The following is a 24,880-nucleotide window of genomic DNA, read 5'->3' as shown; positions in this document are numbered from 1 at the left end:
ACGGCAGGAGACCAGGCAACAGACGCAGCCTGATCGACGTGCTGTGAGGCTCCGGCGTACCATCGGGTATGGCCAGGTCACGTCACTCCGCGAAGTATCTCGACATCCATCCCGAGGATCCGCAGCCCCGCCTGATCGAGCAGGCGGTGGCCGTGCTGGAAGCGGGTGGGCTGATCGCCTACCCCACCGACTCCTGCTATGCGCTGGGCTGCGCGCTCGGCAACGCTGAGGGGCTCGAGCGCATCCGTCGGATCCGTCAGGTCGGCAAGGATCACCATTTCACACTGGTGTGCGCGGACTTCTCGCAGCTGGGCCAGTTCGTGCTGGTCTCGAACCCGACTTTCCGACTGGTCAAGAACGCCACGCCCGGGCCGTACACCTTCATCCTGCCGGCCACCCGCGAGGTGCCCCGGAAGATGGCGCATCCCAAGAAGCACACCGTCGGGGTGCGGATCCCCGATCATCGGGTGGCCCATGCTCTGGTCGAGGCGCTCGGCGCGCCGATCGTCTCCTCCACCCTGCTGATGCCGGAGCAGGAGGAGCCGCCCACGGAGGGCTGGGTGGTCCAGGACCTGCTGGATGGGCAGGTCGAGGCGATCATCGATTCCGGCGAGGTGGGCACGGAGCCGACCACGGTCATCGATCTGTCCGGCGGGGATCTGGTGATCGCTCGGGAGGGCGCCGGGGACGTCAGCCGGTTCTGACCGCCCGGCTCGGCTGCGAGCCTCAGACCGTGGTGGACGGGCCTCCGGCCGAGGTGGACCGCTGCCGTGTGCTGAGCACGGCGGAGAAGAGCATGATGCCCAGCGCATACACCGGAACCATCCACAGTGCGTAGCGCAGGGTCATCGCATCTGCGAGTGCTCCGACCAGGGGCGGTGTGAGGAAGAAGCCCAGGCGCGCGAACCAGCCGACCACCGTGATGCCCACGCCCGGCGGCACGCCCGGGAGCTCATCGGCCGCGCGGAAGGCGGCGGGGAACAGGGTGGCCACGCCCCAGCCGGCGGCGGCGAAGCCGATCACCGCCATGGCGGGCGAGGGCAGCAGCAGTGCGAGGCTCATCCCGATCATCCCGACCAGGGCTCCCAGGCGGGCGGTGGCACGGTCCCCCATTCGGTCCACGACGGCGTCCCCGGTGAAGCGGCCGATGGTCTGCGCCCCCTGCATCGCGACGAAGGCCATACCGGCCAGGAAGGGCGCGGCACCGAAGGTCTCGGTCATGAACAGGGCGCCCCAGGTGCTTCCGGCGTCCTCCGTGGAGCCGGCGAACACCAGCACCATGCCCAGCGCGCCCACCAGGGCGAGGGCATGCAGGCTCATCCCCGCGATGCTTAGCCCGTGCGGGGAGGCATCAGCGGGCACCTCGCCCGCGGAGGCGGCCGACGGGCCCGCGGTGCTCGGCACCGGGGTGCGCTCGGTGGAGTCGTGCCCGGGCAGCAGATAGCGGAAGGATCCTGCAGCCAGGGCGCCGAAGAGGAGCAGCCCGATCACGCCCTGGGCCCACAGCGGGAGCCCGAGCTGTGCGGCGGCCGCCCCGAACAGCCCGCCGACCACCGCTCCGAGGGACCACCAGCCGTGGTAGCTGTTCATGATCGAGCGGCGGTAGCGGCGTTCGACCCGCATCCCGTGGGAGTTCATCGAGATGTCGGTGATCGCATCTGCCGCGGCCGCGAGACCGAGCGAGAGTGCGAGCCACAGCCAGCTCCCGGCGGTGTAGACCAGCAGGTGGGAGGTGGAGGCGATGATCTGGGCGGCCACGGCGACGCGCGCCGAGCCGAGGCCCCTCATCAATCGCGCCGCGAACAGGCCCGAGAGCAGCCCGCCGAGAGGTCCGAGTCCGATGGCGAGTCCGAAGGCGGTGTTGCTCAGCCCGATCGAGTCCACCAGCTCCGGGTAGCGGGGCATGATCGCGCAGAACGAGGCGCCGTTGAGGAAGAAGACCAGCGAGACGGCCCATCGAGCACGGCGCACGGCGGCGGGGACGACGGGGCGGGCGAGGTCGCCGGAGGAGGGGGCGTGAGCGTTCACGAGACACCATTGTGGACCATCCGGACCTCGTCGACCGGCAGCCGGAGCTCCTCGTCCGCGGACCGCTCCAGCTGTTCCCGCGCTCCGGTCCGGGGGCACACGACACCGGCCCGCGCACGCCGTACCCTGGCCTCATGTCGACACACCTCGGAGCCTCCCCCGATCAGATCGCCCCCTACGTGCTCATGCCCGGTGACCCCTATCGTGCCCGGTGGATCGCCGAGACCTTCCTCGAGGACCCGGTCCAGTACAACGATGTGCGCGGGATGCTCGGCTTCACGGGCACGTATGCCGGTGTCCGCGTCTCCGCGCAGGGCTCGGGGATGGGGCAGCCCTCGATGGCCATCTATGCCCAGGAGCTGTTCGAGGACTACGACGTCCAGGCCATCGTCCGCGTAGGCACCTGCGGCGGGCTGTCGGAGACGGTGAGCGTGCGGGACGTGATCCTCGGCGTGGCCGCCTCCACCGACTCCGCGATGAACGTGCCGCGATTCGGTCAGGTCTCCTACGCCCCCGCTGCGGACTTCACCCTGGCACGGCATGCGGTGGAGGTCGCCGAGGAGCGGCTGCTGCCGGTGACCGCCGGCGGTCTGTTCTCCTCGGACCAGTTCTACAGCCCCGACACGGAGATCACGGCGACCCTGGCGAAGTACGGGGTGCTCGGGGTCGAGATGGAGACGGCGGCGCTGTACACGCTGGCGGCGCAGTTCTCCCGTCGGGCGCTCGCGCTGTGCACCGTCTCGGATCATCTCCTCACCGGGGAGAGGACCAGCTCGCAGGAGCGTCAGGAGACCTTCGAGGACATGATCGTGGTGGCACTGGAGGCGCTCGTGCGCCTCGATGCGACGCAGCCCTCCCGCTGAGCCGCAGCGGGACCGGCCCGGGTGCCGCCCCGGACATGCCAGTGCCCGGCCGCCGTGAGGCGCCGGGCACGTGGAATGTTCAGCGAAGGGTCACTTGTTCAGGAAGCGCGGCACCAGGTCGAAGGTTCCGAACAGCGCGATGAGGCACATCGCCAGGCCACCGCAGAAGGTGAGCACGGAGGGATCGTCCATCGAGATCAGACCCATCACGTACAGGCCACCGCCGAAGAGCCCGAAGAAGACGACGAACAGCACGATCGACAGGCCGAGGCTGTTGCCCTTCGAAGTCACGTTCTCGTCCTCGTGCGTCTGTGCGCGAGGCGCGCCCGTGGCGTGCTGGTTGCTCATGATACCTCTTCCTGTGCCTGTACCGCTGCCGGTGGTCGCCGCAGCCGGAGCAGGGGCGTCCAGAGCCCATCTTAGACCAGAGAGCCGACGGGAGCAGACACCTCTCGGTGGTGGATCGCCGTGAGCAGGCTCTCGAACAGGGCTGCTCCGCTCGGGCCGTCGATCTCCGGGTGCCACTGCACCCCCAGGACGCTCGAGCCGCGCTCCGCCTCGACGGCGAGCGGCAGGCCGCTGTCGTGACGGGCCACGATCCGCAGGTCCCCGCGCACGGCGCGCACGCCCTGGTGGTGGAAGGCGGTGACCTCGGCGCGGGTGCCGAGGGCGAGTGCGAGATCGCTGGCGGCCTCCACCTCGGCCTCGACCCGGGTGGGTCGCTCACCGGTGGTGGGGTGCCCCGGCAGGTCCACCGGCAGGTGGCGGTGCAGTGCGCCGCCCTCGGCGACGACGATGATCTGCAGGCCGCGGCAGATCCCCAGCACGGGCACGTCGCTGCGGCGGGCCGCGCGGTAGAGCGCGGTCTCGAAGGCATCCCGCTCCGGGTCCGGGGTCATGTCGGTGACCAGGGCGTCCTCGCCCCAGGCGGCCGGGTCGAGGTCGGTCCCGCCGGTGAGCACGAGACCATCCAGCTCTGCGATCTCCTCATCGCTCCACTCATCCTGCGGGGCGATGATGACGGGGCGGGCGCCGGCCTCGCGCAGAGCACGCACATAGTGCTCGTTGACGGACACGGCGTCATGGCCCGCCCAGGCGCCGGACATCATCGTGCGGGTCCCCGCGGTCACGCCGATGAGCGGGCGACGAGTGCGCTGCGCCATGATGTTGTCCTTTCCGCAGAGGAGCGATGTTCCGGGCCGCCGGTCGACGACTGGACCCAGTTCACTGCACGGACCCCTGGCGGGCGAGTTATGTGGCCGAATGTGACAGCCCGGCGTGACAGCGGGTCGGTGCGGCCCCGGCCGGATGTCGGGGAGGGGATGTCACAGGAGTGCGCCGACGCGCCCGTGCTGCTCGATGGCCTGCAGGTAGTAGCCGCGCAGCTGCTCGGCGAGCACCGGCCAGGTGCGTCTGTGCATGGAGGCCTCGGCCGCCCGGCCGAAGGCCCGTCGCTTTCCGTCGTCGAACAGCAGGTCGCTCGCGCAATCCCGCAGCTCGTCGAGCATGCCCGGGGTGTAGAGCCAGCCGGTGCGGCTGGGTGCGATGAGGTCCACCGGTCCCCCGCGGCGGGGAGCGATCACCGGCAGCCCGGAGGCCATCGCCTCCTGCAGGGTCCGGCCGCGGGTCTCCCGTTCGCCGGGATCGATGAACAGATCGGCGCTGGCGAGATGGGCGGCCAGGTCCGTGCCGGTGCGGAACCCGGCGAAGCGGGCCCGGGGCAGCAGTCGCCGCAGGGACTCCTGCTGCTGCCCTTCGCCCACGATCAGCAGGCGCACTCCGGGCATGTCATGGATGACCTCGAGATCCTCGACCTGCTTCTCGGGGCGAGGCGCCCCGCATAGACCACCAGCTTCTCCTCGGGCCGTGCGTAGGAGGCCCGCAGGGACGCGCTGCGCCGCGCGGGCGAGAACAGGGAGGTGTCCGCGCCGCGCCGCCACAGGTCCACCCGCTCGATGCCGCGGTCGAGCATCTGGTCGCGGGTCGCGTTGGACGGTGCGAGGTTCACCGTCGCCCGGTGGTGGGCCTCCCGTCGCAGCTGCCAGGTGGCGTCCTCCAGGAGCGCCATGCCGTACGGCGCGGGGGATCCGGGAGCGTCGCCGCCATGGACCGCCACCACGGGGACTCCGGCCCTCTGCGCCGCGACCGCGGCGCGGCCGCCGAGGAGCAGCGGAGAGTCGAGGTGGATGATGTCGGGCTGGAACTCGTCGATGCGTCGGCGCAGCGCTGAGGCGCCGGCGGGGACGATCCGCACCGCGGGGCGGCCGGGCAGTGGGGCCGAGGCGATCCGATGCACCCTCACCCGCCTGCCACTGGAGGTGCGCAGATGCTTCTCCGCTCCCGGCGCTGCGGGCGCGATGATCTCGAGGTCGTCGCCCGTGGCAGCGAAGTGGTCGGCCATGCGGAGCACCGGTTCCGTGACGCCGGGCAGGTGCGGAAGGAACGTTTCGGAGACAAGGAGGATCCTCACGCTCCTGATGATGCTCCCCGTGCCCGTCCTCTGCGCTACCTGCACATGACATCCCGGTGAACACCCGGTCCGCTGCGGCGATCACCGCAGGAGACGGCCGCCGGTGCGGCTGGGGTCAGAGGCGCTGGGCGGCGATCTCCGCTCCTGCGGTGAGGGACTCGAGCTTCGCCCAGGCGATCTGCGGGTGGATCCGCCCACCGAGGCCGCAGTCCGTCGAGCCGATCACGCGCTCGGGACCGACGATCCGGGCGAAGCGCTCCAGGCGCTGGGCGACCAGCTCCGGATGCTCGACCACGTTGGTGGCGTGGGAGACGATGCCGGGCACCAGCACCTTGTCCTCGGGCAGGGTCAGCTCCTCCCAGACGGTCCACTCGTGCTCGTGGCGCACGTTCGCGGCCTCGAAGGAGTAGTACTTCGCGTCGATCTCCAGCAGCAGCGGGGCGAGGTGGCGGAGCTCGATGTCGGTGGTGTGGGGTCCGTGCCAGGAGCCCCAGCAGAGGTGGAAACGGGTCTGCTCGGTGGGGACGTTCACCAGGGCACGGTTGACGGCGTCGACCCGCTTCCGGGTGAAGTCGAGGTAGTCCTCCACGCTGGGTTCGGGGTTGATCTGGTCCCAGTTCTCGGCGATCGAGGGATCGTCGACCTGCACGGTGAGGCCGGCCGCGGCGATCGCTTCGTACTCGGGTCGCATCACCTCGACCCAGGCGTCGAGGAAGGCGTCGACATCGCCGTAGTGGGCATCGACGATGCGGCTGCCCGAGCCGGGCGAGAGGGAGTTGAGGAAGCCGTGCTCGTAGCCGGCGGCGTCGAAGGCCGCCTGCGCATTGGCGATGTCCTGGGAGATCAGCGCGCGCCCGGTGTCTGAATAGGCGATGGGGCCGGTCGCCGCCGGGAAGGTGGGCTGGGAGCCGACGGTGATGCCGGAGGTCGGATCCTGGTAGGCCTCGGCGAAGAGCGTCCAGTCGCGGCGGTCCGGGAAAGTGGTCAGGCGCACGTCGCCGGGCGCTGAGCGCACCGGCTGGGAGGAGAAGATGTCCTCCCCGGTGATCTCCAGGCCGCTGACGCGATCGAAGATGTACGACCACCAGGAGCCGTAGTTCACGGCCGATCCCATCAGGTGCCCGTACTCGCCGTCGTTGGGGATCGCGATGCCGATCTCCCGCTGCTTCGCGACCACGTCCACCACGGCCTGCCGCAGCACCTCGCGGAACTCGGCGGTGGGTTCGGGGGTGAGCCCGTCAGCGCCGACGGGCCGGGCGGCGTTGGCCGCGATCAGCTCGGGGCTGCGTGGGAGGGAACCGGCGTGGGTGGTGAGGATCTCGGTCATGGACCGAGCCTACGAGCAGTGACGCCCCGGTCGGGAACCGGGGCGTCACAGGTGTTCACACGGGCCTGGTCTCAGTCGCGCGGCCAGGTGGGCACCAGGTTGCGGTCGCCGAAGGCCTGCTCGACGCGGCGCACCGGCGGCCAGTACTTCGACTGGATCCGCATCTGGGCGCTGTCGTGGACGGAGTCGTCCTCGAGCGCGGTCCAGCTGCCGGGGTAGACGGCGATCTCGCGGGAGTACGGGTGGGTCCACTCCCCCGTCGCGATCGAGGCTGCGGTGTGCGGGGAGTTGACCAGCGGGTTGTCGTCCTTCGGCCAGGTGCCGGCGGCCACCTCCTCCGCCTCCTTGGCGATCATCAGCATCGCGTCGACGAAGCGATCGATCTCGGCGAGGTCCTCGGATTCGGTCGGCTCCACCATCAGCGTGCCCGCCACCGGGAACGACATGGTCGGGGCATGGAAGCCGTAGTCGATCAGCCGCTTGGCCACATCGTCCACGGTGATCCCGGTGCGGGCGGTGAAGGGCCGCAGGTCCACGATGCACTCGTGGGCCACCAGGTCGTTGTCCCCCGTGTAGAGGATCTCGAAGGACTCCTCGAGGCGGCGGGCCATGTAGTTCGCGGCCAGCACCGCGGCACCGGTCGCCTCGCGCAGTCCGTCCGGTCCCATCAGCCGGATGTAGGTCCAGGTGATCGGCAGGATCGATGCGGAGCCGTAGGGCGCCTGCGAGACCGGTGGGCCGCCATGGGGGCGGCTGCCGTGGCCGGCCACCGGATGCTCCTCCTGCTGCATGTCCGGGTGACCGGGCAGGAAGGGCGCCAGATGCGATTTCGCCGCCACCGGGCCGACGCCCGGGCCGCCGCCGCCGTGCGGGATGCAGAAGGTCTTGTGCAGGTTCAGGTGGGAGACGTCGCCTCCGAACTCGCCGGGACGCGCCACCTGCAGCAGCGCGTTGAGGTTCGCGCCGTCGACGTACACCTGACCGCCGGCGTCGTGGACCAGCTCGCAGACGGTGCGCACCTCCTCCTCGTACACGCCGTGTGTGGAGGGGTAGGTGATCATGATCGCGGCGAGCTCGTCGCCGTGGTCCTTGATCTTCTGCTTCAGGTCGTCGAGATCGATGTTGCCGCGGGCATCGGAGTCGACCACCACCACGCGCAGCCCGGCGATCACGGCGGAGGCGGCATTGGTGCCGTGCGCTGAACTGGGCACGAGGCACACCTCCCGCCCGCTCTCCCCGCGGGAGGCGTGGTAGGCGCGGATCGCGAGCAGTCCCGCGAACTCGCCCTGGGAGCCGGCGTTGGGCTGCAGGGAGACGGTGTCGTACCCGGTGAGGTCCGCGAGCCAGGACTCCAGCTGGGTGATCATCTCCAGATAGCCCTCCACGTCCTCACGGGGCGCGAAGGGGTGGACCGCGTTGAAGCCCGCCCAGGTGATGCCGGCCATCTCGGTGGCGGAGTTGAGCTTCATGGTGCAGGAGCCCAGCGGGATCATCCCGCGGTCCAGCGCGAAGTCCCGGTCCGCGAGGCGGCGCAGATAGCGCATCATCGCGGTCTCGGAGCGGAAGGAGGAGAACACCGGGTGCTGGAGGAAGGGGTCCTCCCGCACCAGACCGTCCCAGCCGTTGCCCGAGCCGACCTCGGTCAGCTCCTGTCCCGGGGTCGGGGCCTGGGGGGCGAAGGCCGCGGCGATCTTCTCGAGGTCCGCCTCGGTGACGGTCTCGTCGAGCGAGAGGTGGACCAGGTCATCGCCCTCGGTGTGCACGAGGAACCCGGCTTCGCGCAGGGAGCGCGAGATCGCGCCGGCGCTGCCGGTGGCGCGCACCTCGAGGGTGTCGAAGAAGCTCTCGCCCGCCAGCTCGAAGCCGCTGCGCCGCAGCAGATCGGCCAGGGACGCGGTGCGATCGGCGACGGTGCGACCGATCCGGGTGAGCCCCTCGGGGCCGTGGTAGACGGCGTACATGGCGGCCATCACGGCCAGCAGCACCTGCGCCGTGGTGATCGCGCTGGTGGCCTTCTCGCGGCGGATGTGCTGCTCGCGGGTCTGCAGGGACAGCCGGTAGGCGGGGTTGCCGTCGACGTCCTTGGATACGCCGACCAGGCGGCCGGGCAGCTGCCGCTCGAGACCCTTGCGCACGGCGACGAAGCCCGCGTGGGGGCCGCCGAAGCCCAGCGGGATGCCGAAGCGCTGCGAGCTGCCGACGGTGACATCCGCGCCGAGCGAGCCCGGGGAGGCGAGCATGGTCAGGGCCAGCAGGTCCGCGGAGACGATCGCGAGAGCCTTGGTGGACGTGATCTCGGCGATGACGTCGCGGGGGTCCCAGACCCGGCCGGACGCACCGGGGTACTGGATCAGCGCGCCGAAGTAGTCGCCCTCGGGAGCGCCGTCGACGGCGAAGTCGACCTCGCGCAGCTCGATGCCGAGACCGTCGGCCCGGCCCTGCAGCACCGCCTTGGTGGCGGGGAGGGTGTCGGCATCGACCAGGAACACGTTGCCGTTGCGCTTGACGCTGCGGCGCGCGAGCAGCATCGCCTCGGCCGCAGAGGTGGCCTCGTCCAGGGTGGAGGCGTTGGAGACGTCCATCCCGGTGAGGTCGCAGATCATGGTCTGGAAGGTCAGCAGCGCCTCGAGGCGGCCCTGGGAGATCTCCGGCTGGTACGGGGTGTAGGCGGTGTACCAGGCAGGGTTCTCCAGCACATTGCGCTGGATCACCGCGGGCGTATGGGTGCCGTGGTAGCCCAGGCCGATCAGCGAGCGGTGCACCGTGTTGCGGTCGGCGAGGGTCTGCAGCTCCTCGAGCGCGGCCGGCTCGGAGATGCCGGCGGGGACCGCCGACTCGAGGCTCCTGGGCCCCGAGCCCTGGTCCAGCAGGATCGTGCTGGGCACCGCAGCGGTGAGCATCTCGTCGAGGGACTCATAGCCCAGGAGCTCGAGCATGTGACGCTGCGCGTCGGGATCGGTGCCGACATGGCGGCGGACGAAGGAGTCGTGTGCATGCACAGACGATGCGGTCATGGAGAGGCGCCCCTGGTGTTGCGTGCGGATCTGGGTGGGTGGCCGGCGGTCTTCCGCGCGGCGGCGCGCGGTGCCGGCGGGAGGCGGCCGCCGCGCGGCGGCCACCTCCGCAGCGATCAGGACTGAGTGAAGGCGGTGTAGTCCGCGGCGTTCATCAGATCCTCCGGGAGTGCGTCGAAGGTGACCTTGACCAGCCATCCTTCCTCGAAGGGCGAGGAGTTCACGAGCTCCGGGGCGTCGACGACGGCCTGGTTGACCTCGGTGACGGTGCCGGAGATCGGCGAGAACAGATCGGAGACCGACTTGGTGGACTCGATCTCACCCATCTCGGTGCCGGCGGTGATCTCGTCATCGACCTCGGGCAGGTCCACGTAGACGACGTCTCCGAGCTGCTCGGCCGCGAAGTCGGTGACGCCGACGACGGCGGCACCCGCGGACTCGACGCGGACCCACTCGTGGTCCTTGCTGTACAGAAGTTCTGCGGACATGGGGGATGGTCCTTCCTGGGACGGGGGTTCTGGGAACTCGGGGTCAGGGGGATGCTTCAGTCACGGGAGTAGAACGGCGTCTTCACGACGCGGACCGGGAGGTCCTTGCCGCGCACGTCGGCCACCAGAACGGTGCCGACCTCGGAGACGTTCGCGGACACGAAGCCCAGGGCGATGGGATGGCCGAGCGTCGGCGAGAGGACGCCGGAGGTGATCGAGCCGACCTCCCGCCCGTCCGCGTCACGCACCTGGGAGCCGGCCCGCGCGGCGCGACGGCCGTCGGCGACCAGGCCCACCAGGACCGGCCGGGCGGACAGGTCCGCAGCCTCGATGCCCGCGCGGCCGACGAAGTCGCCCTTGGACTTCAGCGCGACGATCCGGCCCATGCCCGACTGGGCGGGGTACAGATCGCGGCCCAGCTCATTGCCGTACAGCGGCATCCCGGCCTCGAGGCGCAGGGTGTCTCGGCAGGCGAGCCCGCAGGGGACGAGGCGGTCGCCGCCGGCGACGGTGAGCTGCTCCCACAGTCCTGCGGCGAGCTCGTTCGGGACATACAGCTCGAAGCCGTCCTCACCGGTGTAGCCGGTGCGGGCGATCAGCATCGGCTCCCCGCGATAGGTGCTCTCGGCGAAGCGGTAGTTCTTCATCTCGGTGAGATCCGCAGCGGTCAGGCCCTCGACCCCGCTGTCCCGGTCGAGCAGGGCGTCGAGCAGGATCTGCTCGCTCGCCGGGCCCTGCACCGCGATCAGCGCGGTGCGGTCGGAGGCGTCATCGACCTCGGCGTCGAAGCCTTCCGCCCGGGCACTGAGCTCGGCGGCGTCGACCTCGGCGTTGGAGGCGTTGGCGACGACCAGGAAGTGCTCCTCGGAGAGGCGGTAGGTGATGACGTCGTCGATCACGCCGCCGTCCTCGGTGAGCAGCAGCGAGTACTTCGCGCGCCCCACGGACATCGCCGAGAGCTTGCCGGCGAGCGCGTGGTCGAGGGCGTCCCCGGCCTGGGGACCGCGCAGGTGGATCTCCCCCATGTGGCTCAGATCGAAGATGCCGGCGCTCTCGCGCACAGCTCGGTGCTCCGCGAGATCGGAGTCGTACCGCACGGGCATGCGCCAGCCGGCGAAGTCGGTGAACGTCGCGCCGAGCGCCTCGTGGACCGCCGCGAGGGCGGTGCTGCGCAGGTCCTGGTCGGCCATGGGGCTCCTTACTCGTCCGTGGGCGGTCGTCGGGCGGGCTCCGCTTCGCACGTCACGCAGGAGCGACGACCTGTGCGCCACCTCGTCGTGTCGCAGGCTCACCATACCGTCCGGGCGTGGACTGCGTCGCCGGTCTGCGCAGACGGGAGGGAAGCGGGAGCGAGCCCCGGAACGAATGCGCCGCCGCCGACCGAACGGCCCGCGGTCCCGGCCCGAGTACCTAGTACCGTGGGCCGGGTGACGACGGAAGGCACGACCGAGTGGCCGGTACGGATCCATAGCCCGCGGCTGGTGATCCGGCCGCCTGGCGACGCTGATCGCGGATCGGTCATCCGGCTGATGACCGATCCCGTGACCCGTGAATACCTCGGCGGTGCCGTGGACTATGCGTCCCGGCAGGCGCTGGAGCTCTCGCCGCTGGGCCTCACCTGGGGGCGCTGGGTGCTCGCCCTCGCCGAGGACGACACCATGATCGGCTCGATCACCCTCAGCTACGACCGCGGTGAGCTCGAGCTCTCCTATGCGCTGCTCCCGGAGTGGACCGGCAGGGGGTATGCGGCCGAGTCGTGCATCGCCCTGCTCGGCTGGGCCCGGAACGAGCTCGAGGACGAGCAGGTGATCGCCATCAGCCAGACCCGCAACAAGCGCAGCGTCGCCCTGCTGCGGAAGCTCGGCTTCTGCGTGCGCAAGGGGCTGGAGGAGTTCGGGGCCCAGCAGCTGCTGCTGGAACGTCACCTGCACGATCCGCTGCCGGAGTACGCCCAGCCGCTGCAGACCGAGGCCGATCCGCCGCCCCCGACCCGGCGCTGACCTCCCGGCGCGCCGCCGGGATCCTCAGCCCGCGCGACGGGGCAGCTCATGCAGCGGGGGCCGCCGCGGCCGCGGCCCAGCTCGTCGCCGTTGAACTCGAGGACCTCCACGCCCTGGGCGCGCAGGTACTCATTGGTGGCTGCGGCGCGCTCGTAGGCGACGACCTTCCCGGGGGCCAGGGCCAGCACGTTGCAGCCGTCGTCCCACTGCTCCCGGGCCGCGGCGTAGGCATCCAGCGGCGGGGTGAGCACGCGCAGCGCCTCGACCCCCAGCCCGCGGGCCAGGACCTGGTCCATCTCGTCGGCCGGTCGGGCGCGTGAGACCAGCCGGTCCCCGGGGCGCTCGATCTCGAACGTCTCCAGCGCCTCCAGCGACCCGAACCGCAGCATCGACTCCTCGTCCACGACGGTGGTGACGGTGTCCAGGTGCATCATCGAGCGACGATGCGGCAGCGCGATCGCGACCACCCGCTCCACAGAGCCGTCCGCGAGCAGATCGGCGGCCAGGCGTTCGACGCCGACGGCGCTGGTGCGCTCCGACATGCCGACCGCGACCACCCGCGGGGACAGCATCATCACGTCACCGCCCTCGACGGTCGCGGTGCCGGCATCGTCCCGGCCCACGATGCGCCGCGGCGCGGCGGCACCCGCGAACTGCGGATGGTGGCGGTAGATCATCTCCAGGTGCAGGCTCTCGCGGCGCCGCGCGGGGTGACGCATCGGGCTGACGGAGACCACGTCCCCGATCCAGGCCGAGGGGTCGCGGGTGAACAGGTGGTTGGGCAGGGGATCCAGGACCAGGCGCTCCTCCCCCGCGCCATGCAGGGCGATCGAGCGCGGGCTCACCCCCAGGGCACGCAGCTCGCCGACGGTGATGCCCCCGATGAGCACCTCCACCAGCGGTGCCGGCGGCAGGTCCGCGAGCGCCCCGTGCAGGTCCTGCACCGCGATGTCCCCGAGGATCGCAGGGTCCAGGGCACGATGCAGCAGCTCCTGGCGCAGCGAGGGATCCTCCAGCAGGTCCGCCAGCAGAGCCCGCAGCTGGAGCACCTCGACGCCCTCGCCGCGCAGCAGAGAGGTGAACTCCCGATGCTGCGCCTCGGCCCGGTCGCGCCAGAGCACCTCGTCGAACAGCAGTCCCTCCCGGGAATCCGGGGTGAGCCGTTCCAGCTCGGGCCCCGGCCCATGGACGATCACCCGCCGCAACGTGGAGATCTCGTCATGCACCCCGACCCGGTGCGCTGCTGCCACTGCCATCTGAACTCCTCGGTTCTCGACCTCCGTGCCCTCGACGGTGAGGGCACGTCCTCTCGGCGCTGCGAGCACGCTAACAGAGCACGGCGCGTGATCCGGGCGTCCTGCGGTGCGTGCTCTGCCGGAGGATGACTACGCTGGTGGGGTCCGCACCCGCCCCGCTCCAGGAGGATCCTGTGTCCGCGACCGCGCTGTCCATCCCCACCACCACCCTCGCCGACGGCACCGACTTCCCGCTGATCGGCTTCGGCACCTCCAGCATGAAGGGCGTCGAAGGTGCCCGCGCGATCGCCGAGGCCCTGCGTGCGGGCTACCGGCTGATCGACTCCGCGGCCCAGTACGGCAACGAGGCCGCGGTCGGCCAGGGGCTGCGGGACAGCGGCGTGGATCCCGACCAGGCGCTGGTGACCACGAAGATCGCCGGCGGGGACCAGGGCCGCATCGCGACCCGCGAGGGGTACCTCGGCTCCCTGCGCCGGCTGGGCCTGGAGCGCGCCGCTCTGGTGCTCATCCACTGGCCCAACCCCTCCCGCGGCCTCGCCCTGGAGACCTGGCGCACCCTGATCGATCTCAAGGAGGAAGGCCGGGCGCTGCACATCGGGGTCTCGAACTTCCGGCCGGAGCAGCTGCAGGAGCTGATCGACGCCACCGGGGTGACCCCCGAGGTGAATCAGATCCAGCTCTCCCCCGCCCTGCCCCGGGCCGAGGCCGTCGCCTTCCACCGCGAGCATGGCATCGTCACCCAGGCCTGGGGTCCGCTGGGCGGGCGTGAGGGGCTCGCCGGGCAGTTCGCCCTGCAGCGCATCGCACGCAAGCACGGGGTCACCCCCTCGCAGGTTTCGCTGCGCTGGGCGATCGATCAGGGCATCGTGGTGATCCCGAAGTCCCAGGATCCCCAGCGTCAGCGGGACAATGCGAGCCTCGATGCCATCGCCCTCGATGAGGAGGACCGCACCGGGCTGGCCTCGCTCGATCTGGGCGAAGCGGCCGCCTGGGACTCCCGCGAGCACGAGGAGTGGTGACCGCGGGGGGCCGCTTCACCCCGGGGGCGGGGCACCGGGAGATCGTCTTCCTCACCGGTTCCGGGATCAGCGCCCGCACCGGTCTGGGCACCTTCCGGGGACCGGACGGGCTCTGGGCGCTCGAGCCCGAGACCGAGGAGGCGATGCACGCCGAGCTGCTCCCCGGCTCCCTGCCGCAGCTGTGGCGGGTGTGGGGGCGGATGGCGCGCATCGCCCGTGGGCACGGACCGACCCCGGGCCATCGGGCGATCGCCCGGCTGGGTGCCCCGGTGATCACCCAGAACATCGACGGCCTGCATCAGGCGGCCGGCAGCGAGGTGGTCGCCGAGCTGCACGGCAGTGCGCTGAGTGCGGTGTGCCTGGAGGTGCGCTGCACCTGGTCGGCGCCGCTGTCGCCGGGCGAGGGTTCGCGCGCCGAGGACCACGGGGTGCCCGGTGCCTGCCCCCTCTGCGGCGCTCCGACCCGACCCGACGTGGTGCTCTTCGACGAACAGCTGCCGCAGGAGGCCCTCGAGCTCGCGATGCGGCTGGCGCAGCGGGCGGACCTCTTCGTCGCCGTCGGCACCAGCGGAGTGGTGTTCCCCTCCGCTCAGCTGGCGCCGCTGGCGGCATCCCACGGCGCCACCACGGTGCTGATCGACATCGCGCCCCCCTCCGGTTCGGGCACCCTCTTCGACCACGTCATCGCCGAGGACGCCCACGAGGTGCTGCCGGACTGGGAGCGGCGGCTCCACCGCGTCGGCGGCACCTCGTTCCTGGATCCCTTCCCGGACTGAGCAGCACGGCGCCGGGGCCGCGCCGGACCGCTCAGATCCAGATCGCCGGGTCCATCTGCTCCTGGGGATGGGCGCCGCCGGCACGCACCGTGGCCGGGATCCCGACGGCGGTGGCCCCGGCCGGCACATCCTTGACCACCACGGCGTTGGCACCGACCTGCGCGCCCTCGCCGAGGACCACTGGTCCGAGCACCCGGGCACCCGCCCCGATCACCACCCCGCTCTCGACCGTGGGGTGACGCTTGACCCGATCCATCGAGCGGCCGCCGAGCGTGACCCCGTGGTAGAGCATGACATCGTCGCCGACCTCGGACGTCTCCCCCACCACCACGCCCATACCGTGGTCGATGAAGAAGCGGCGACCGATCCTGGCCCCCGGGTGGATCTCCACTCCGGTGAGCGAACGGGCGCCCTGTGCCAGGGCCAGCGCCGGCAACCGCGCCCCGCGCGCCCACAGCCGATGGGCGAGGCGGTGGGTCCAGATCGCGTGCAGACCGGGAGAGGTCAGCAGGATCGCGAGGTCATCGGTGGCGGCGGGGTCGCGACGGTGCGCCGCCGCGAGGTCCTCCCGGACCGTCGCGACGGCGTCCATCACCCGATCCAGCGGGTTCATCGCCATGGGTGCCGACCGTCTCGTCAGTCCGCGTACCCGGCGTACAGCGGGGTGGAGAGGTAGCGCTCGCCGAAGGACGGCACCACCACCACGATGGTCCTGCCGGCGTACTCCTCGCGGGAGCCGACGCGGACTGCGGCCTCGATGGCGGCACCGGAGGAGATGCCCACCAGCAGTCCCTCGGTGCGGGCCACGGAGCGGGCCCGGTCCATGGAGGTCTCCCCGTCGATGTCGATGACCTCGTCGTAGATCTCCCGGTCCAGGATGCTGGGCACGAAGTTCGCGCCGAGGCCCTGGATCTTGTGGGGGCCGGGCTGGCCACCAGTGAGGATCGCGGACTCCTCGGGCTCGACGGCGATGATCTTCACCTCCGGCTTGCGCTCCTTGAGCACCTGGCCGACGCCGCTGATGGTGCCGCCGGTGCCGATGCCGGCGACCACCGCGTCCACAGTGCCGTCGGTGTCGTTCCAGATCTCCTCGGCGGTGGTGCGGCGGTGGACGTCGACGTTGGCGGGGTTGTCGAACTGGCGGACCTGGACCGCGCCGGTCTCGACGGCGATCTCCTCCGCCTTCTCGACCGCGCCCTTCATGCCCTTGGACGCCTCGGTGAGGATCAGCTCCGCGCCGTAGGCGCGCAGCAGCATCCGTCGCTCCTTCGACATCGACTCCGGCATGGTCAGGATGACCTTGTAGCCACGGGAGCCGCCGATCATCGCCAGCGCGATACCGGTGTTGCCGCTCGTGGCCTCCACGATGGTGCCGCCGCTCTGCAGCTGTCCGGACGCCTCGGCGGCATCGATCATGGCCACGCCGATGCGGTCCTTGACGGAGCTGGCGGGGTTATAGAACTCGAGCTTGGCGACAATGGTGGCCTTGACCTCGTCCCCGAGGTGGTTCAGCTTGACCAGCGGGGTACGGCCGACCAGTTCGGAGACGTTCTCGTAGATGGGCATGCTTCTCCTCGACGTTGCGGGCCCGCACAGGCAGACCCAAAGGCATCCTTTAGTCGATCATAACTGCTCGCCCCGGTGGTCGCCCGCCCGTCCGCGCTCAGCGGCTCAGTAGACCATCCCCATGAACTCGCGGACCTTCGCCAGCGTCGCCTCGGCCTCGGCGTTCGCCCGCTCGTTGCCCGCGCGGAGCACCTCGAAGAGGTATCCGGGGTCCCGCTCCAGCTCGGCACGACGGGCGCGCACCGGCGCGAGATGCTCGTTGAGCACCTCGGCGGTGTGGAGCTTCAGGGTGCCGGCACCGCGATCGCCGATCTCCTCGGCGATCTCCTCGGGGGCTCGACCGCTGGCTTCCGAGGCGATGGTCAGCAGGTTGGCGACCTCGGGCCGGCCCTCCGGGTCGAAGGTGATCCGTCGGTCCGCGTCGGTCTTGGCCTTCTTGATCTTCTTCAGCGTCTCGTCGGCGTCCATCCGCAGCATGACGGTGTTGCCGCGGGACTTGCTCATCTTGTGCTCACCGTCCAGGCCCAGGATGGTCGGGGCCTCCGAGAGCAGCGCAGCGGGCTCGGGGAAGTATGCCTCTCCCCCGGCGTAGCGCTCGTTGAAGCGCCGGGCGATGACCCGGGTCTGCTCGATGTGCGGCAACTGGTCCCGACCCACCGGGACCAGGTTGCCGTGGCAGAACAGGATGTCTGCGGCCTGATGGACGGGGTAGGTCAGCAGCAGCCCGCCCATCGCGGACTTCCCGGCGGCGGCGAGCTCGGTCTTCACCGTGGGGTTGCGCTCGAGCTCGGGCTGGGTCACCAGCGAGAGGAAGGGCAGCATCAGCTGGTTCAGCGCCGGCACCGCGGAGTGGGTGAAGATCGTCGAGCGCTCCGGATCGATGCCGACCGCCAGGTAGTCGGTCAGCAGCTCCCGCACCGACCCCTTGATGTCCCCGATGACCTCACGGTCGGTGATCACCTGGTAATCGGCGACGATCAGCCATGTCTCCACCCCGGCGTCCTGGAGACGGACGCGGTTGCGCAGCGAGCCGAAGTAATGGCCGATATGCAGGGCGCCGGTGGGGCGGTCACCGGTGAGCATGCGCAGCCCCGAGGGGTCGGAGCTGATCTGGGACCAGATCTTGTCGCTGCGCTGCTGGGCGGTGTCGTAGCTGGTGCGAGTGTCGTTCGGTGCGGTCACCACACCATGCTAGCGGCCCCGTCGGGCGCCGCCGCGGTCGAGCCGCGCACGATCAGCTGGGGCCGCACCACGACCTCGGTCCGCGCGGGCCGGCGCGAGTCCTCCCCGCCCCGAGCGCGGTGCGCACGGCGGCGCGGGCGATGGAGCCGACGGCCTGGCGCACGGTGGTCAGCGGCGGGTTCGTCAACGACGCCCAGAAGACGTCGTCGTACCCGGCCACGGAGACGTCACGCGGGACGCTGAGGCCTTGGGAGCGCACCCCCTCCAGGGCACCGGCGGCCATCACGTCGGACCCGCAGAGGATCGCGGTCGCACCGCGGTCCACGAGATCCCTCGCGGCCTCATACCCCCCGGCGTACGAGAAGTCGGTGAAGGAGACCGGCTGAGGCCGCTCGCCCCAGGTGGACGTGACGGCCTCGAAGACCCGCAGCTTCTCGCGCACCGGCCAGGTGTGCTCGTCGCCGACGGCCAGGCCCACGCGCTGATGCCCGAGCTCCTGCAGATGGGTGAGCACAGCGCGCACCGCGTGCTCCTCATCGCTGGAGAGGAAGGCGGCGTCGAGCTCCTCCCGCACCCCGTTGATGAGCACCAGCGGCATCCCACCGGCGATGATCTCGCGATAGTGGTCGACCGGCCCACGGTGCTGGGCATGATGCCCGGAGACGACGATGATCGCCTCAGCGCCGCAATGCAAGAACCTCTGCAAGAACTCCCGCTCGCGCTCCACGGTGCGGGCCCGCATCGCCACCAGAGCGGAGGCACCGCGCTCGAAGAGCTCGGCCTCGATGCGCTCGGCCCAGGCGGCGAAGACCTGATTGTCCAGATCCGGCACGAGCACGCCGACCAGCGGTCCGGAGCCGAGGGCCTCCGGCCCCAGATCCCGGCCGAGCCGGCGCGCGGCATCCAGCACGGTCTGGCGGGTCGCCTCGTTGACCCCGGCCTTCCCGTTGAGCACACGCGAGACCGTCGCCTCGCTGACTCCGGCGGCGTGGGCGATGTCGATGAGTCGCGCCATTACCTCCCCCTCCCAGACCGCGCGCGCCGTCGCCCGTGGCCGAATCGATACCTGCAAGTTCTTGCGCATTCTTGCACAAAGCCGGCTCCGCGTCCTAGTGTGGGCGCATCGAGCGCCGCCACGGGAGGCGGCCGCTCCACGATTCAAAGGAGAAGACGTGCAGATTCGTCGAAAGAGCTTCCTCGCCCTCGGCGGCCTCGCCGCCGGCACCACCCTGCTCGCCGCCTGCGGCGGCGACTCAGGGTCCGATTCGGGAACCGGCGGCGGTGCCAGCGACGGCGGCGGCGGTGGCGCCTCGGCCGGGAAGCTGGTGATCTGGGCCGACGAGGAGAAGGCTCCCGCACTGAAGCCCTCCGCGGAGGCCTGGGGCGAGGAGAACGGCGTCGAGGTCGTCGTCGAGGTCGTCCCCGGGGACGAGCTGCAGGCGAACTTCATCACCGCCAACCAGGCCGGCAACGGCCCCGACGTCACCATGGGCGCTCACGACTGGATCGGCAACCTCGTCCAGAACGGAGCGATCTCCCCGGTGCAGCTGCCCGCCGACGTGGCGGACACCATCGCCCCGGTCGGCGTGGACGCCGTCACCTATGACGGCCAGACCTACGGCGTGCCCTACGCGGTGGAGACCCTGGCGCTGTTCGCCAACAACGAGCTGACCGATGCCGCAGAGCCCGGCTCGATCGAGGAGCTCATCTCCGCTGCCGAGGCCGGTGGCGCCGAGAACATCCTCTCGCTCCCGATCGGCGAGTCCGGGGATCCGTACCACATGCAGCCGATCTACACCTCGGCCGGCGGCTACCTGTTCGGGAAGGACGCCGAGGGCAATCTCGACCCCTCCGACCTGGGCGTGGGCAAGGAAGGCTCCCTCACCGCAGCGGACAAGATCTCCGAGCTCGGCGAGCAGGGCGTGCTGAAGAACTCCATCACGGGCGACAACTCGATCTCCCTGTTCGCGGAGGGCAAGGCCGCGTACCTGATCTCCGGTCCGTGGGCCCTGGCGGATATGCGCGATTCGGGCATCGACTTCACCGTCTCCCCGATCCCGGGCTTCGAGGGGATGGAGCCGGCGGCGCCGTTCGCGGGCGTGAACTCGTTCTACGTCGCCTCGAACGCGGCCAATGCCGGGTTCGCCCAGCAGTTCATGACCGATGTCGCGAGCTCCCCCGACGTCGCCAAGGCCATGTACGAGGCCAACCCCCTGCCCCCGGTGAACCTCCAGCTGCGTGAGGAGATCGCGAGCTCGGACGAGCACGTGATGATCTTCGCCGAGGCCGCCGAGGCCGCCGATCCGATGCCCGCCATCCCGGCGATGGCCGCGATCTGGGGTCCGCTGGGCATCGCGGAGGCCAACATCGTCGGCGGCAAGGACCCGCACCCGACGATGGAGGCCGCCGGCGAGGAGATCGCCGGCGCGATCGGCTGAGGCGACCGGGCGATCCGCCGCGCCGCCCCTGCGGCCGGCAAGGCGGATCGCCCCGCTGTCCGCCCCGATCGCCCGGCGCTCCTGACGCCCCCACCCCACCCCTCCTCCTCGCCCAGGTTCCTTCGAAAGGCAGAGTCGCCTCATGACCTCGACGCATGCCCCCGCGCACCGGACCCGGTCCGTCTCGGTCCCAGCCGTGGTCACCCGCATCGCAGTGCTCGGCATCACCCTCGCGGTGACGGTCTTCATCGCACCGGTGCTGATCTCCCAGCAGTCCTGGATGTGGCTCGCGGTGCTGCTCCTCTCCGCGGTCGGCATCTTCGTCCTGTACTCCACGAAGCGCTTCGTGCCGGGGAAATACCTCTTCCCGGGCACCTTCTTCCTCTCCGTGTTCCTGATCCTCCCGATCGTGCTGACGATCGGGTACTCGTTCACCAACTACGGCGACGGCACCCGCGGGACCAAGGAGCAGGCGGTCGGCTCGATCGTCGCCAGCTCCGTCCAGCAGTCGGCCGACTCGCCGCGGTACACGATGACCGTGGCGACCTCCGGCTCCCCTGTCGAAGGGCCGTTCGAGCTCTACCTGGTCGACCCCGCCGACGGCACGATCTACCGCGGTGACGCCGAGACTCCCCTCGAGGAGGTCGACCCGGGAGCCGTCACCGTGGCCGATGGCCGGGTCACCGAGGTCCAGGGCCTCACCGTCCTCGACGCCGGTCAGGTGAACACGATCTACAACGAGCTGATGGAGCTCGCGGTCCCGGTCGACGACTCCTCGGCCGTCCGCCCCCTCGGTGTGAACCAGGCCTTCGTGGGCACCACCGTCCTGCAGTACGACGCGGCGAGCGACACCATCACCGACACCTCGACGGGTGAGGAGTACACCGTCGGGAAGATCGGCGACTCCCAGTTCTTCGTGGACTCCTCGGGCGAGCGGGCGTTCTCCCAGGGCTGGCTGCAGAGCGTGGGCCTGTCCAACTATGAGCGCCTGTTCACCAACTCCACCGTCGCCGGGCAGTTCTTCTCGGCCTTCGTGTGGACCCTGGTCTTCGCGGCCGGCTCCGTGCTGCTCACCTTCGCGCTGGGCTTCGCCCTGGCCGTGATCCTCAACGACCAGCGCCTGCGAGGACGCCGGTTCTACCGCTCGGTGCTGATCATGCCGTACGCGATCCCCGGCTTCATCTCGCTGCTGGTGTGGTCGAACTTCTACAACCGCGATTTCGGGCTGATCAACGAGACGCTCGGCCTGCACCTGGACTGGTTCGGCGATCCGTCCCTCGCCAAGGTCGCGGTGCTGCTGACGAACCTGTGGATGGGCTTCCCCTACATGTTCATCGTCTCCACCGGTGCCCTCCAGGCGATCCCGGATGAGCTGACCGAGGCCGCCCGGATGGACGGCGCCTCGCCCCTGCAGGCCACCAGGAAGATCGTGCTGCCGCTGCTGCTGGTGGCCGTGGCCCCGCTGCTGGTCTCATCCTTCGCCTTCAACTTCAACAACTTCAACGCGATCGAGCTGCTCACCGAGGGCGGTCCGTTCCCCGACGGCTCCGGCCGCGGTGCCACGGACATCCTGATCTCGATGGTCTACCGCATCGCGTTCGGCGGCTCCGGGGCCGACTTCGGATTCGCCTCGGCGGTCTCGGTGTGCCTGTTCATCCTCACCGGTGTCCTGGCCGCCATCCAGTTCCGATTCACCAACGTCCTCGAAGACGTCAACTGAGCCCGCGGAAGGGGTCCACCATGAGCTCCACCACAGCTCCGCAGCACGGCACGAAGCGCCGCATGCCCTTCAACCGCTGGTTCGTCGAGCTCGGCTGGCGGCACGTCGTGGGAGTGCTGGCCATCGCCTTCGCCATCTTCCCGATCATGTTCGTGATCTCGGCGTCGCTGAACCAGAGCGGTTCGATCGCCGCCGCAGGCCTCCTCCCCACGGAGGGGGTCACCCTCGAGCACTATGCCGCGATGCTCAGCGGCGAGCGCGCGAACTTCCTGCGCTGGTACCTGAACACGATCATCGTGTGCGGCGTCGTCGCCACCGGACAGGTCTTCCTCTCGCTGCTGGCCGCCTATGCGTTCAGCCGCCTGCGCTTCCGCGGCCGGCGCGGCGGCATGCTCGCAGTGCTGCTGATCATGATGTTCCCCGCGATCCTGTCGATGATCGCGGTGTACACGATGATCGCGGGCCTGGGCGAGGCCGTGCCGATGCTCGGCCTGAACACCCTGGCCGGCTACATCGCGGTGCTGATGGGCGGCGCCTTCGGCCAGGTGTGGCTGCTCAAGGGCTTCTTCGACACGATCCCGAAGTCGCTGGACGAGGCCGCGATCATCGACGGGGCGTCCCACTGGCAGGCGTTCCGCAAGATCCTGGTGCCCTCCATGACCCCGATCCTGGCCACCACGCTGCTGTTGGCGCTGGTCGGCTCGATGAGTGAGTTCCTGATCGGCTCGATCTTCCTCACCGACGATTCGAAGAAGACCCTCGCGGTGGGCATGTACGGGATGTTCTCCTCGGACCGCTCCAACAACCTGGGGGTCTTCGCCGCGGGCTCGGTGATGGTGATGATCCCGGTGATCATCCTCTACCAGTTCCTGCAGCGGTACATCGTCGGCGGCTCGACCGCCGGGGCCGTGAAGGGCTGACCCCCTCCCCTCCCCTGTTTCCCCCGGAAGGACCCCTCATGACCAGCACGACCTCCACCGCCCCCCGGACGGACGGGCAGGAGAGCACCCCGGACCGGCAGTGGTGGCGCGATGCCGTCGTCTACCAGGTCTACCCCCGCTCCTTCGCCGACTCCGACGGCGACGGCATGGGTGACCTGCCCGGCGTGACCGCGCACCTGCCCTACCTGCGCGATCTCGGCATCGACGCGATCTGGCTCTCCCCGTTCTATACGTCGCCGCAGCGCGACGGCGGCTACGACGTGGCCGACTACACGGACGTCGATCCCCGTTTCGGCTCCCTGGCCGATGCCGACGAGATGATCGGCCGGGCCCACGAGCTGGGTCTGAAGGTCATCGTCGACATCGTCCCCAACCACTCCTCCGAGCAGCACGAGCTGTTCCAGCAGGCGCTGGCGGCGGGCCCCGGCTCCCCGAGCGCGAGCTGTACATGTTCGCCGAGGGCAGGGGCGAGCACGGTGAGCTGCCGCCGAACAACTGGACCTCGATCTTCCACGGCCCCGCCTGGACCCGCGTCACCGAGGCGGACGGCACCCCCGGCCAGTGGTACCTGCACATCTTCGACACCAGCCAGCCGGACTGGAACTGGGAGAACCCCCGCGTGCACGCCCTGTTCCGGGAGGTGCTGCGGTTCTGGCTGGATCGCGGCGCCGACGGCTTCCGGGTGGACGTCGCCCACGGCATGGTCAAGCCCGAGGGGCTCCCCGATGCCACGGTCAACGCCGAGGGGCTGATCGACATCCCCGCGGGCGAGGTCCCGGTCTACTTCGACAACGACGGCGTGCTGGACATCTACCGCGAGTGGCGGCCGATCCTGGACTCCTACGAGGGCGACCGCATGATGGTGCTCGAGGCCTGGATCCCCGAGCAGCGGCTGCCGCTGTACATCGGGGACGAGAAGGCCCACCAGTCCTTCAACTTCGGCTTCCTGCAGGCCCGCTGGGGCGTGGACACGATGCGCGCCGCGATCGAGAAGCCCCTCGCACTGGCCGACGCCGTCGGCTCCCCCACCACCTGGGTGCTCTCGAACCACGACGTGATCCGTCACGCCTCCCGCTACGGCTTCGCCCCGGACCACCGCTTCGGCGAGGGGCTGCGCCGCGACGAGGTGCCGGATGCGGAGCTGGGCCTGCGCCGGGCCCGTGCCGCCACGCTGCTCATGCTCTCCCTGCCCGGGGCGGCCTATCTGTACCAGGGCGAGGAGCTCGGCCTGCCGGAGGTCAGTGACATCCCCGACGAGCTGCGGGAGGACCCCGCCCACCGGCGTGCCGGAGTTCCCGGGCGTGACGGCTGCCGCGTGCCGCTGCCCTGGGTCCAGGATGCCCCGGCCTTCGGCTTCTCCCCCTCCGGTCAGAGCTGGCTGCCGCAGCCGGCAGAGTTCGGGCCGCTCGCGGTCGACCAGCAGCTCGGCGTGGACGGCTCCGTCCTGGAGCTGTACCGGGAGGCGCTGAGACTGCGCCGGAGGCTGCGTCTGGGCGAGCAGGGCGAGAGCCATGGCGTGGTCTTCGATGACGCAGCTCCCGCGGGCGTGCTGGCCATCGACCGCGGTGACGTCCGGATCATCGTCAACACCACCTCGGAGCCGGTCTCCCTGAGCGAGGTCGTCGGCGGGGTGGAGCACGAGGTCCTGCTGCGCTCGGTACCCGTCGGAACGGACGGCGAGGACCTGGCCGTCGCCGGCGACAGCGCCCTCTGGCTGCGCCGGAGGCGCTGATCACCCCTCGGGCACCGGTGCGCGGGGCGTCGGCGCCCGGTGCCCGGCTCCGCCGTTAGG

The 24,880-nt window shown here is 70.5% G+C and carries 22 protein-coding genes and 1 pseudogene; 9 read left to right on the top strand and 14 right to left on the bottom strand.

The features are described 5' to 3' along the window. The first annotated feature begins 68 nt into the window (after window positions 1-68). Window positions 69-704: an L-threonylcarbamoyladenylate synthase gene (locus CFK39_RS14185; RefSeq protein WP_089066002.1), complete on the top strand. Its 636-nt coding sequence runs from the start codon at window positions 69-71 to the stop codon at window positions 702-704. Between the two features lie 22 nt (window positions 705-726). Here the strand turns inward: CFK39_RS14185 and CFK39_RS14180 are convergent, their stop codons facing one another. Beyond that, complete coding sequence (locus tag CFK39_RS14180; protein ID WP_089066001.1) at window positions 727-2,028, bottom strand: MFS transporter; 1,302 nt, start codon at window positions 2,026-2,028, stop codon at window positions 727-729. A gap of 134 nt (window positions 2,029-2,162) precedes the next feature. On the opposite strand from CFK39_RS14180, the gene deoD reads away from it, so the two are divergent. Beyond that, a complete protein-coding gene (gene deoD / locus CFK39_RS14175) occupies window positions 2,163-2,891 on the top strand; it encodes a purine-nucleoside phosphorylase (RefSeq protein WP_089066462.1) in 729 nt (242 codons plus the stop codon). A gap of 90 nt (window positions 2,892-2,981) precedes the next feature. Here deoD and CFK39_RS14170 read toward each other — a convergent pair whose 3' ends face one another. The 8 genes from CFK39_RS14170 to gcvT form a co-directional block, all read right to left on the bottom strand. Beyond that, window positions 2,982-3,239 (bottom strand): hypothetical protein, encoded by a 258-nt coding sequence (locus CFK39_RS14170; protein WP_089066000.1) that lies wholly within the window; start codon window positions 3,237-3,239, stop codon window positions 2,982-2,984. 71 nt (window positions 3,240-3,310) lie between these two features. Continuing rightward, a complete protein-coding gene (locus CFK39_RS14165; RefSeq protein WP_089065999.1) occupies window positions 3,311-4,054 on the bottom strand; it encodes a gamma-glutamyl-gamma-aminobutyrate hydrolase family protein in 744 nt (247 codons plus the stop codon). Window positions 4,055-4,216: 162 nt separating this feature from the next. Further along, the gene (locus tag CFK39_RS17050; protein ID WP_245822694.1) at window positions 4,217-4,678 is read right to left on the bottom strand and encodes a glycosyltransferase; all 462 of its coding nucleotides are present in this window, start codon (window positions 4,676-4,678) and stop codon (window positions 4,217-4,219) included. Next, the gene (locus tag CFK39_RS17045) at window positions 4,657-5,361 is read right to left on the bottom strand and encodes a glycosyltransferase (protein ID WP_245822692.1); all 705 of its coding nucleotides are present in this window, start codon (window positions 5,359-5,361) and stop codon (window positions 4,657-4,659) included. Before CFK39_RS17045 ends, CFK39_RS17050 begins: the two co-directional genes overlap by 22 nt. A gap of 115 nt (window positions 5,362-5,476) precedes the next feature. Next, complete coding sequence (locus CFK39_RS14155; protein WP_089065998.1) at window positions 5,477-6,688, bottom strand: cobalamin-independent methionine synthase II family protein; 1,212 nt, start codon at window positions 6,686-6,688, stop codon at window positions 5,477-5,479. 71 nt (window positions 6,689-6,759) lie between these two features. Continuing rightward, on the bottom strand, window positions 6,760-9,702 hold the full coding sequence (gcvP, locus tag CFK39_RS14150; RefSeq protein WP_089065997.1) for an aminomethyl-transferring glycine dehydrogenase: 2,943 nt from the start codon (window positions 9,700-9,702) through the stop codon (window positions 6,760-6,762). Between the two features lie 116 nt (window positions 9,703-9,818). Further along, complete coding sequence (gcvH, locus tag CFK39_RS14145; protein WP_089065996.1) at window positions 9,819-10,190, bottom strand: glycine cleavage system protein GcvH; 372 nt, start codon at window positions 10,188-10,190, stop codon at window positions 9,819-9,821. A gap of 56 nt (window positions 10,191-10,246) precedes the next feature. Next, complete coding sequence (gene gcvT, locus CFK39_RS14140; protein WP_089065995.1) at window positions 10,247-11,380, bottom strand: glycine cleavage system aminomethyltransferase GcvT; 1,134 nt, start codon at window positions 11,378-11,380, stop codon at window positions 10,247-10,249. 339 nt (window positions 11,381-11,719) lie between these two features. Between gcvT and CFK39_RS14135 the strand changes: the two genes are divergently transcribed. Further along, window positions 11,720-12,190: a GNAT family N-acetyltransferase gene (locus CFK39_RS14135; protein WP_245822690.1), complete on the top strand. Its 471-nt coding sequence runs from the start codon at window positions 11,720-11,722 to the stop codon at window positions 12,188-12,190. Here CFK39_RS14135 and CFK39_RS14130 read toward each other — a convergent pair. Then, window positions 12,112-13,446 carry an arginine deiminase gene (locus CFK39_RS14130; RefSeq protein ID WP_089065994.1) on the bottom strand — a complete coding sequence of 445 codons (1,335 nt, stop codon included), beginning with the start codon at window positions 13,444-13,446 and terminating at the stop codon, window positions 12,112-12,114. The two genes, CFK39_RS14135 and CFK39_RS14130, sit on opposite strands and share 79 nt — an antisense overlap. Window positions 13,447-13,619: 173 nt before the next feature. Between CFK39_RS14130 and CFK39_RS14125 the strand changes: the two genes are divergently transcribed. Then, a complete protein-coding gene (locus CFK39_RS14125) occupies window positions 13,620-14,465 on the top strand; it encodes an aldo/keto reductase (protein ID WP_089065993.1) in 846 nt (281 codons plus the stop codon). Further along, complete coding sequence (locus CFK39_RS14120) at window positions 14,462-15,241, top strand: SIR2 family NAD-dependent protein deacylase (RefSeq protein ID WP_089065992.1); 780 nt, start codon at window positions 14,462-14,464, stop codon at window positions 15,239-15,241. The genes CFK39_RS14125 and CFK39_RS14120 overlap by 4 nt, the downstream gene beginning before the upstream one ends. A 31-nt stretch (window positions 15,242-15,272) precedes the next feature. On the opposite strand, the gene epsC is transcribed toward CFK39_RS14120, so the two are convergent. From epsC to CFK39_RS14100, 4 genes are all read right to left on the bottom strand, one after another. After that, entirely contained in the window at window positions 15,273-15,860 is a 588-nt protein-coding gene (gene epsC / locus CFK39_RS14115; RefSeq protein WP_089065991.1) for a serine O-acetyltransferase EpsC, read from the bottom strand. A gap of 17 nt (window positions 15,861-15,877) precedes the next feature. Further along, window positions 15,878-16,807, bottom strand: a complete 930-nt coding sequence (cysK, locus tag CFK39_RS14110) for a cysteine synthase A (RefSeq protein ID WP_089065990.1) — start codon at window positions 16,805-16,807, stop codon at window positions 15,878-15,880. Window positions 16,808-16,912: 105 nt separating this feature from the next. Further along, the gene (gene trpS / locus CFK39_RS14105; protein WP_089065989.1) at window positions 16,913-17,989 is read right to left on the bottom strand and encodes a tryptophan--tRNA ligase; all 1,077 of its coding nucleotides are present in this window, start codon (window positions 17,987-17,989) and stop codon (window positions 16,913-16,915) included. Between the two features lie 52 nt (window positions 17,990-18,041). After that, window positions 18,042-19,004, bottom strand: coding sequence for a LacI family DNA-binding transcriptional regulator (locus tag CFK39_RS14100; protein WP_245822688.1), 963 nt, complete (start codon window positions 19,002-19,004; stop codon window positions 18,042-18,044). A 157-nt stretch (window positions 19,005-19,161) separates the two neighbouring features. On the opposite strand from CFK39_RS14100, the gene CFK39_RS14095 reads away from it, so the two are divergent. The 4 genes and pseudogenes from CFK39_RS14095 to CFK39_RS14080 all read left to right on the top strand — a co-directional run bounded on the left by CFK39_RS14095 (window position 19,162) and on the right by CFK39_RS14080 (window position 24,820). Then, window positions 19,162-20,427, top strand: a complete 1,266-nt coding sequence (locus tag CFK39_RS14095) for a sugar ABC transporter substrate-binding protein (protein ID WP_089065988.1) — start codon at window positions 19,162-19,164, stop codon at window positions 20,425-20,427. A gap of 142 nt (window positions 20,428-20,569) precedes the next feature. Next, window positions 20,570-22,147, top strand: coding sequence for an ABC transporter permease subunit (locus CFK39_RS14090; RefSeq protein ID WP_089065987.1), 1,578 nt, complete (start codon window positions 20,570-20,572; stop codon window positions 22,145-22,147). 20 nt (window positions 22,148-22,167) lie between these two features. Continuing rightward, a complete protein-coding gene (locus CFK39_RS14085; RefSeq protein ID WP_089065986.1) occupies window positions 22,168-23,067 on the top strand; it encodes a sugar ABC transporter permease in 900 nt (299 codons plus the stop codon). A gap of 38 nt (window positions 23,068-23,105) precedes the next feature. Next, window positions 23,106-24,820 (top strand): annotated as a pseudogene (locus CFK39_RS14080) (glycoside hydrolase family 13 protein). The last annotated feature ends 60 nt before the right edge of the window (window positions 24,821-24,880 follow it).

Origin of the sequence: Brachybacterium avium (assembly GCF_002216795.1) — a bacterium.
Classification (GTDB): Bacteria; Actinomycetota; Actinomycetes; order Actinomycetales; family Dermabacteraceae; genus Brachybacterium; species Brachybacterium avium.
The sequence above is the reverse complement of the archived record's forward strand: the minus strand, read 5'-3'. Positions and strand labels throughout refer to the sequence as shown.

Bases quoted from the DNA above. Each gene is read 5' to 3' on its own strand.
- CFK39_RS14100 (WP_245822688.1), bottom strand. From the start codon at position 19,004: ATGGCGCGACTCATCGACATCGCCCACGCCGCCGGAGTCAGCGAGGCG.
- CFK39_RS14170 (WP_089066000.1), bottom strand. From the start codon at position 3,239: ATGAGCAACCAGCACGCCACGGGCGCGCCTCGCGCACAGACGCACGAG.
- gcvP (WP_089065997.1), bottom strand. From the start codon at position 9,702: ATGACCGCATCGTCTGTGCATGCACACGACTCCTTCGTCCGCCGCCAT.
- CFK39_RS14155 (WP_089065998.1), bottom strand. From the start codon at position 6,688: ATGACCGAGATCCTCACCACCCACGCCGGTTCCCTCCCACGCAGCCCC.
- CFK39_RS14165 (WP_089065999.1), bottom strand. From the start codon at position 4,054: ATGGCGCAGCGCACTCGTCGCCCGCTCATCGGCGTGACCGCGGGGACC.
- gcvH (WP_089065996.1), bottom strand. From the start codon at position 10,190: ATGTCCGCAGAACTTCTGTACAGCAAGGACCACGAGTGGGTCCGCGTC.
- epsC (WP_089065991.1), bottom strand. From the start codon at position 15,860: ATGGCGATGAACCCGCTGGATCGGGTGATGGACGCCGTCGCGACGGTC.
- CFK39_RS14135 (WP_245822690.1), top strand. From the start codon at position 11,720: ATGACCGATCCCGTGACCCGTGAATACCTCGGCGGTGCCGTGGACTAT.
- CFK39_RS14185 (WP_089066002.1), top strand. From the start codon at position 69: ATGGCCAGGTCACGTCACTCCGCGAAGTATCTCGACATCCATCCCGAG.
- CFK39_RS17050 (WP_245822694.1), bottom strand. From the start codon at position 4,678: ATGCCCGGAGTGCGCCTGCTGATCGTGGGCGAAGGGCAGCAGCAGGAG.
- deoD (WP_089066462.1), top strand. From the start codon at position 2,163: ATGTCGACACACCTCGGAGCCTCCCCCGATCAGATCGCCCCCTACGTG.
- CFK39_RS14090 (WP_089065987.1), top strand. From the start codon at position 20,570: ATGACCTCGACGCATGCCCCCGCGCACCGGACCCGGTCCGTCTCGGTC.
- CFK39_RS14085 (WP_089065986.1), top strand. From the start codon at position 22,168: ATGAGCTCCACCACAGCTCCGCAGCACGGCACGAAGCGCCGCATGCCC.
- cysK (WP_089065990.1), bottom strand. From the start codon at position 16,807: ATGCCCATCTACGAGAACGTCTCCGAACTGGTCGGCCGTACCCCGCTG.
- gcvT (WP_089065995.1), bottom strand. From the start codon at position 11,380: ATGGCCGACCAGGACCTGCGCAGCACCGCCCTCGCGGCGGTCCACGAG.
- CFK39_RS14130 (WP_089065994.1), bottom strand. From the start codon at position 13,446: ATGGCAGTGGCAGCAGCGCACCGGGTCGGGGTGCATGACGAGATCTCC.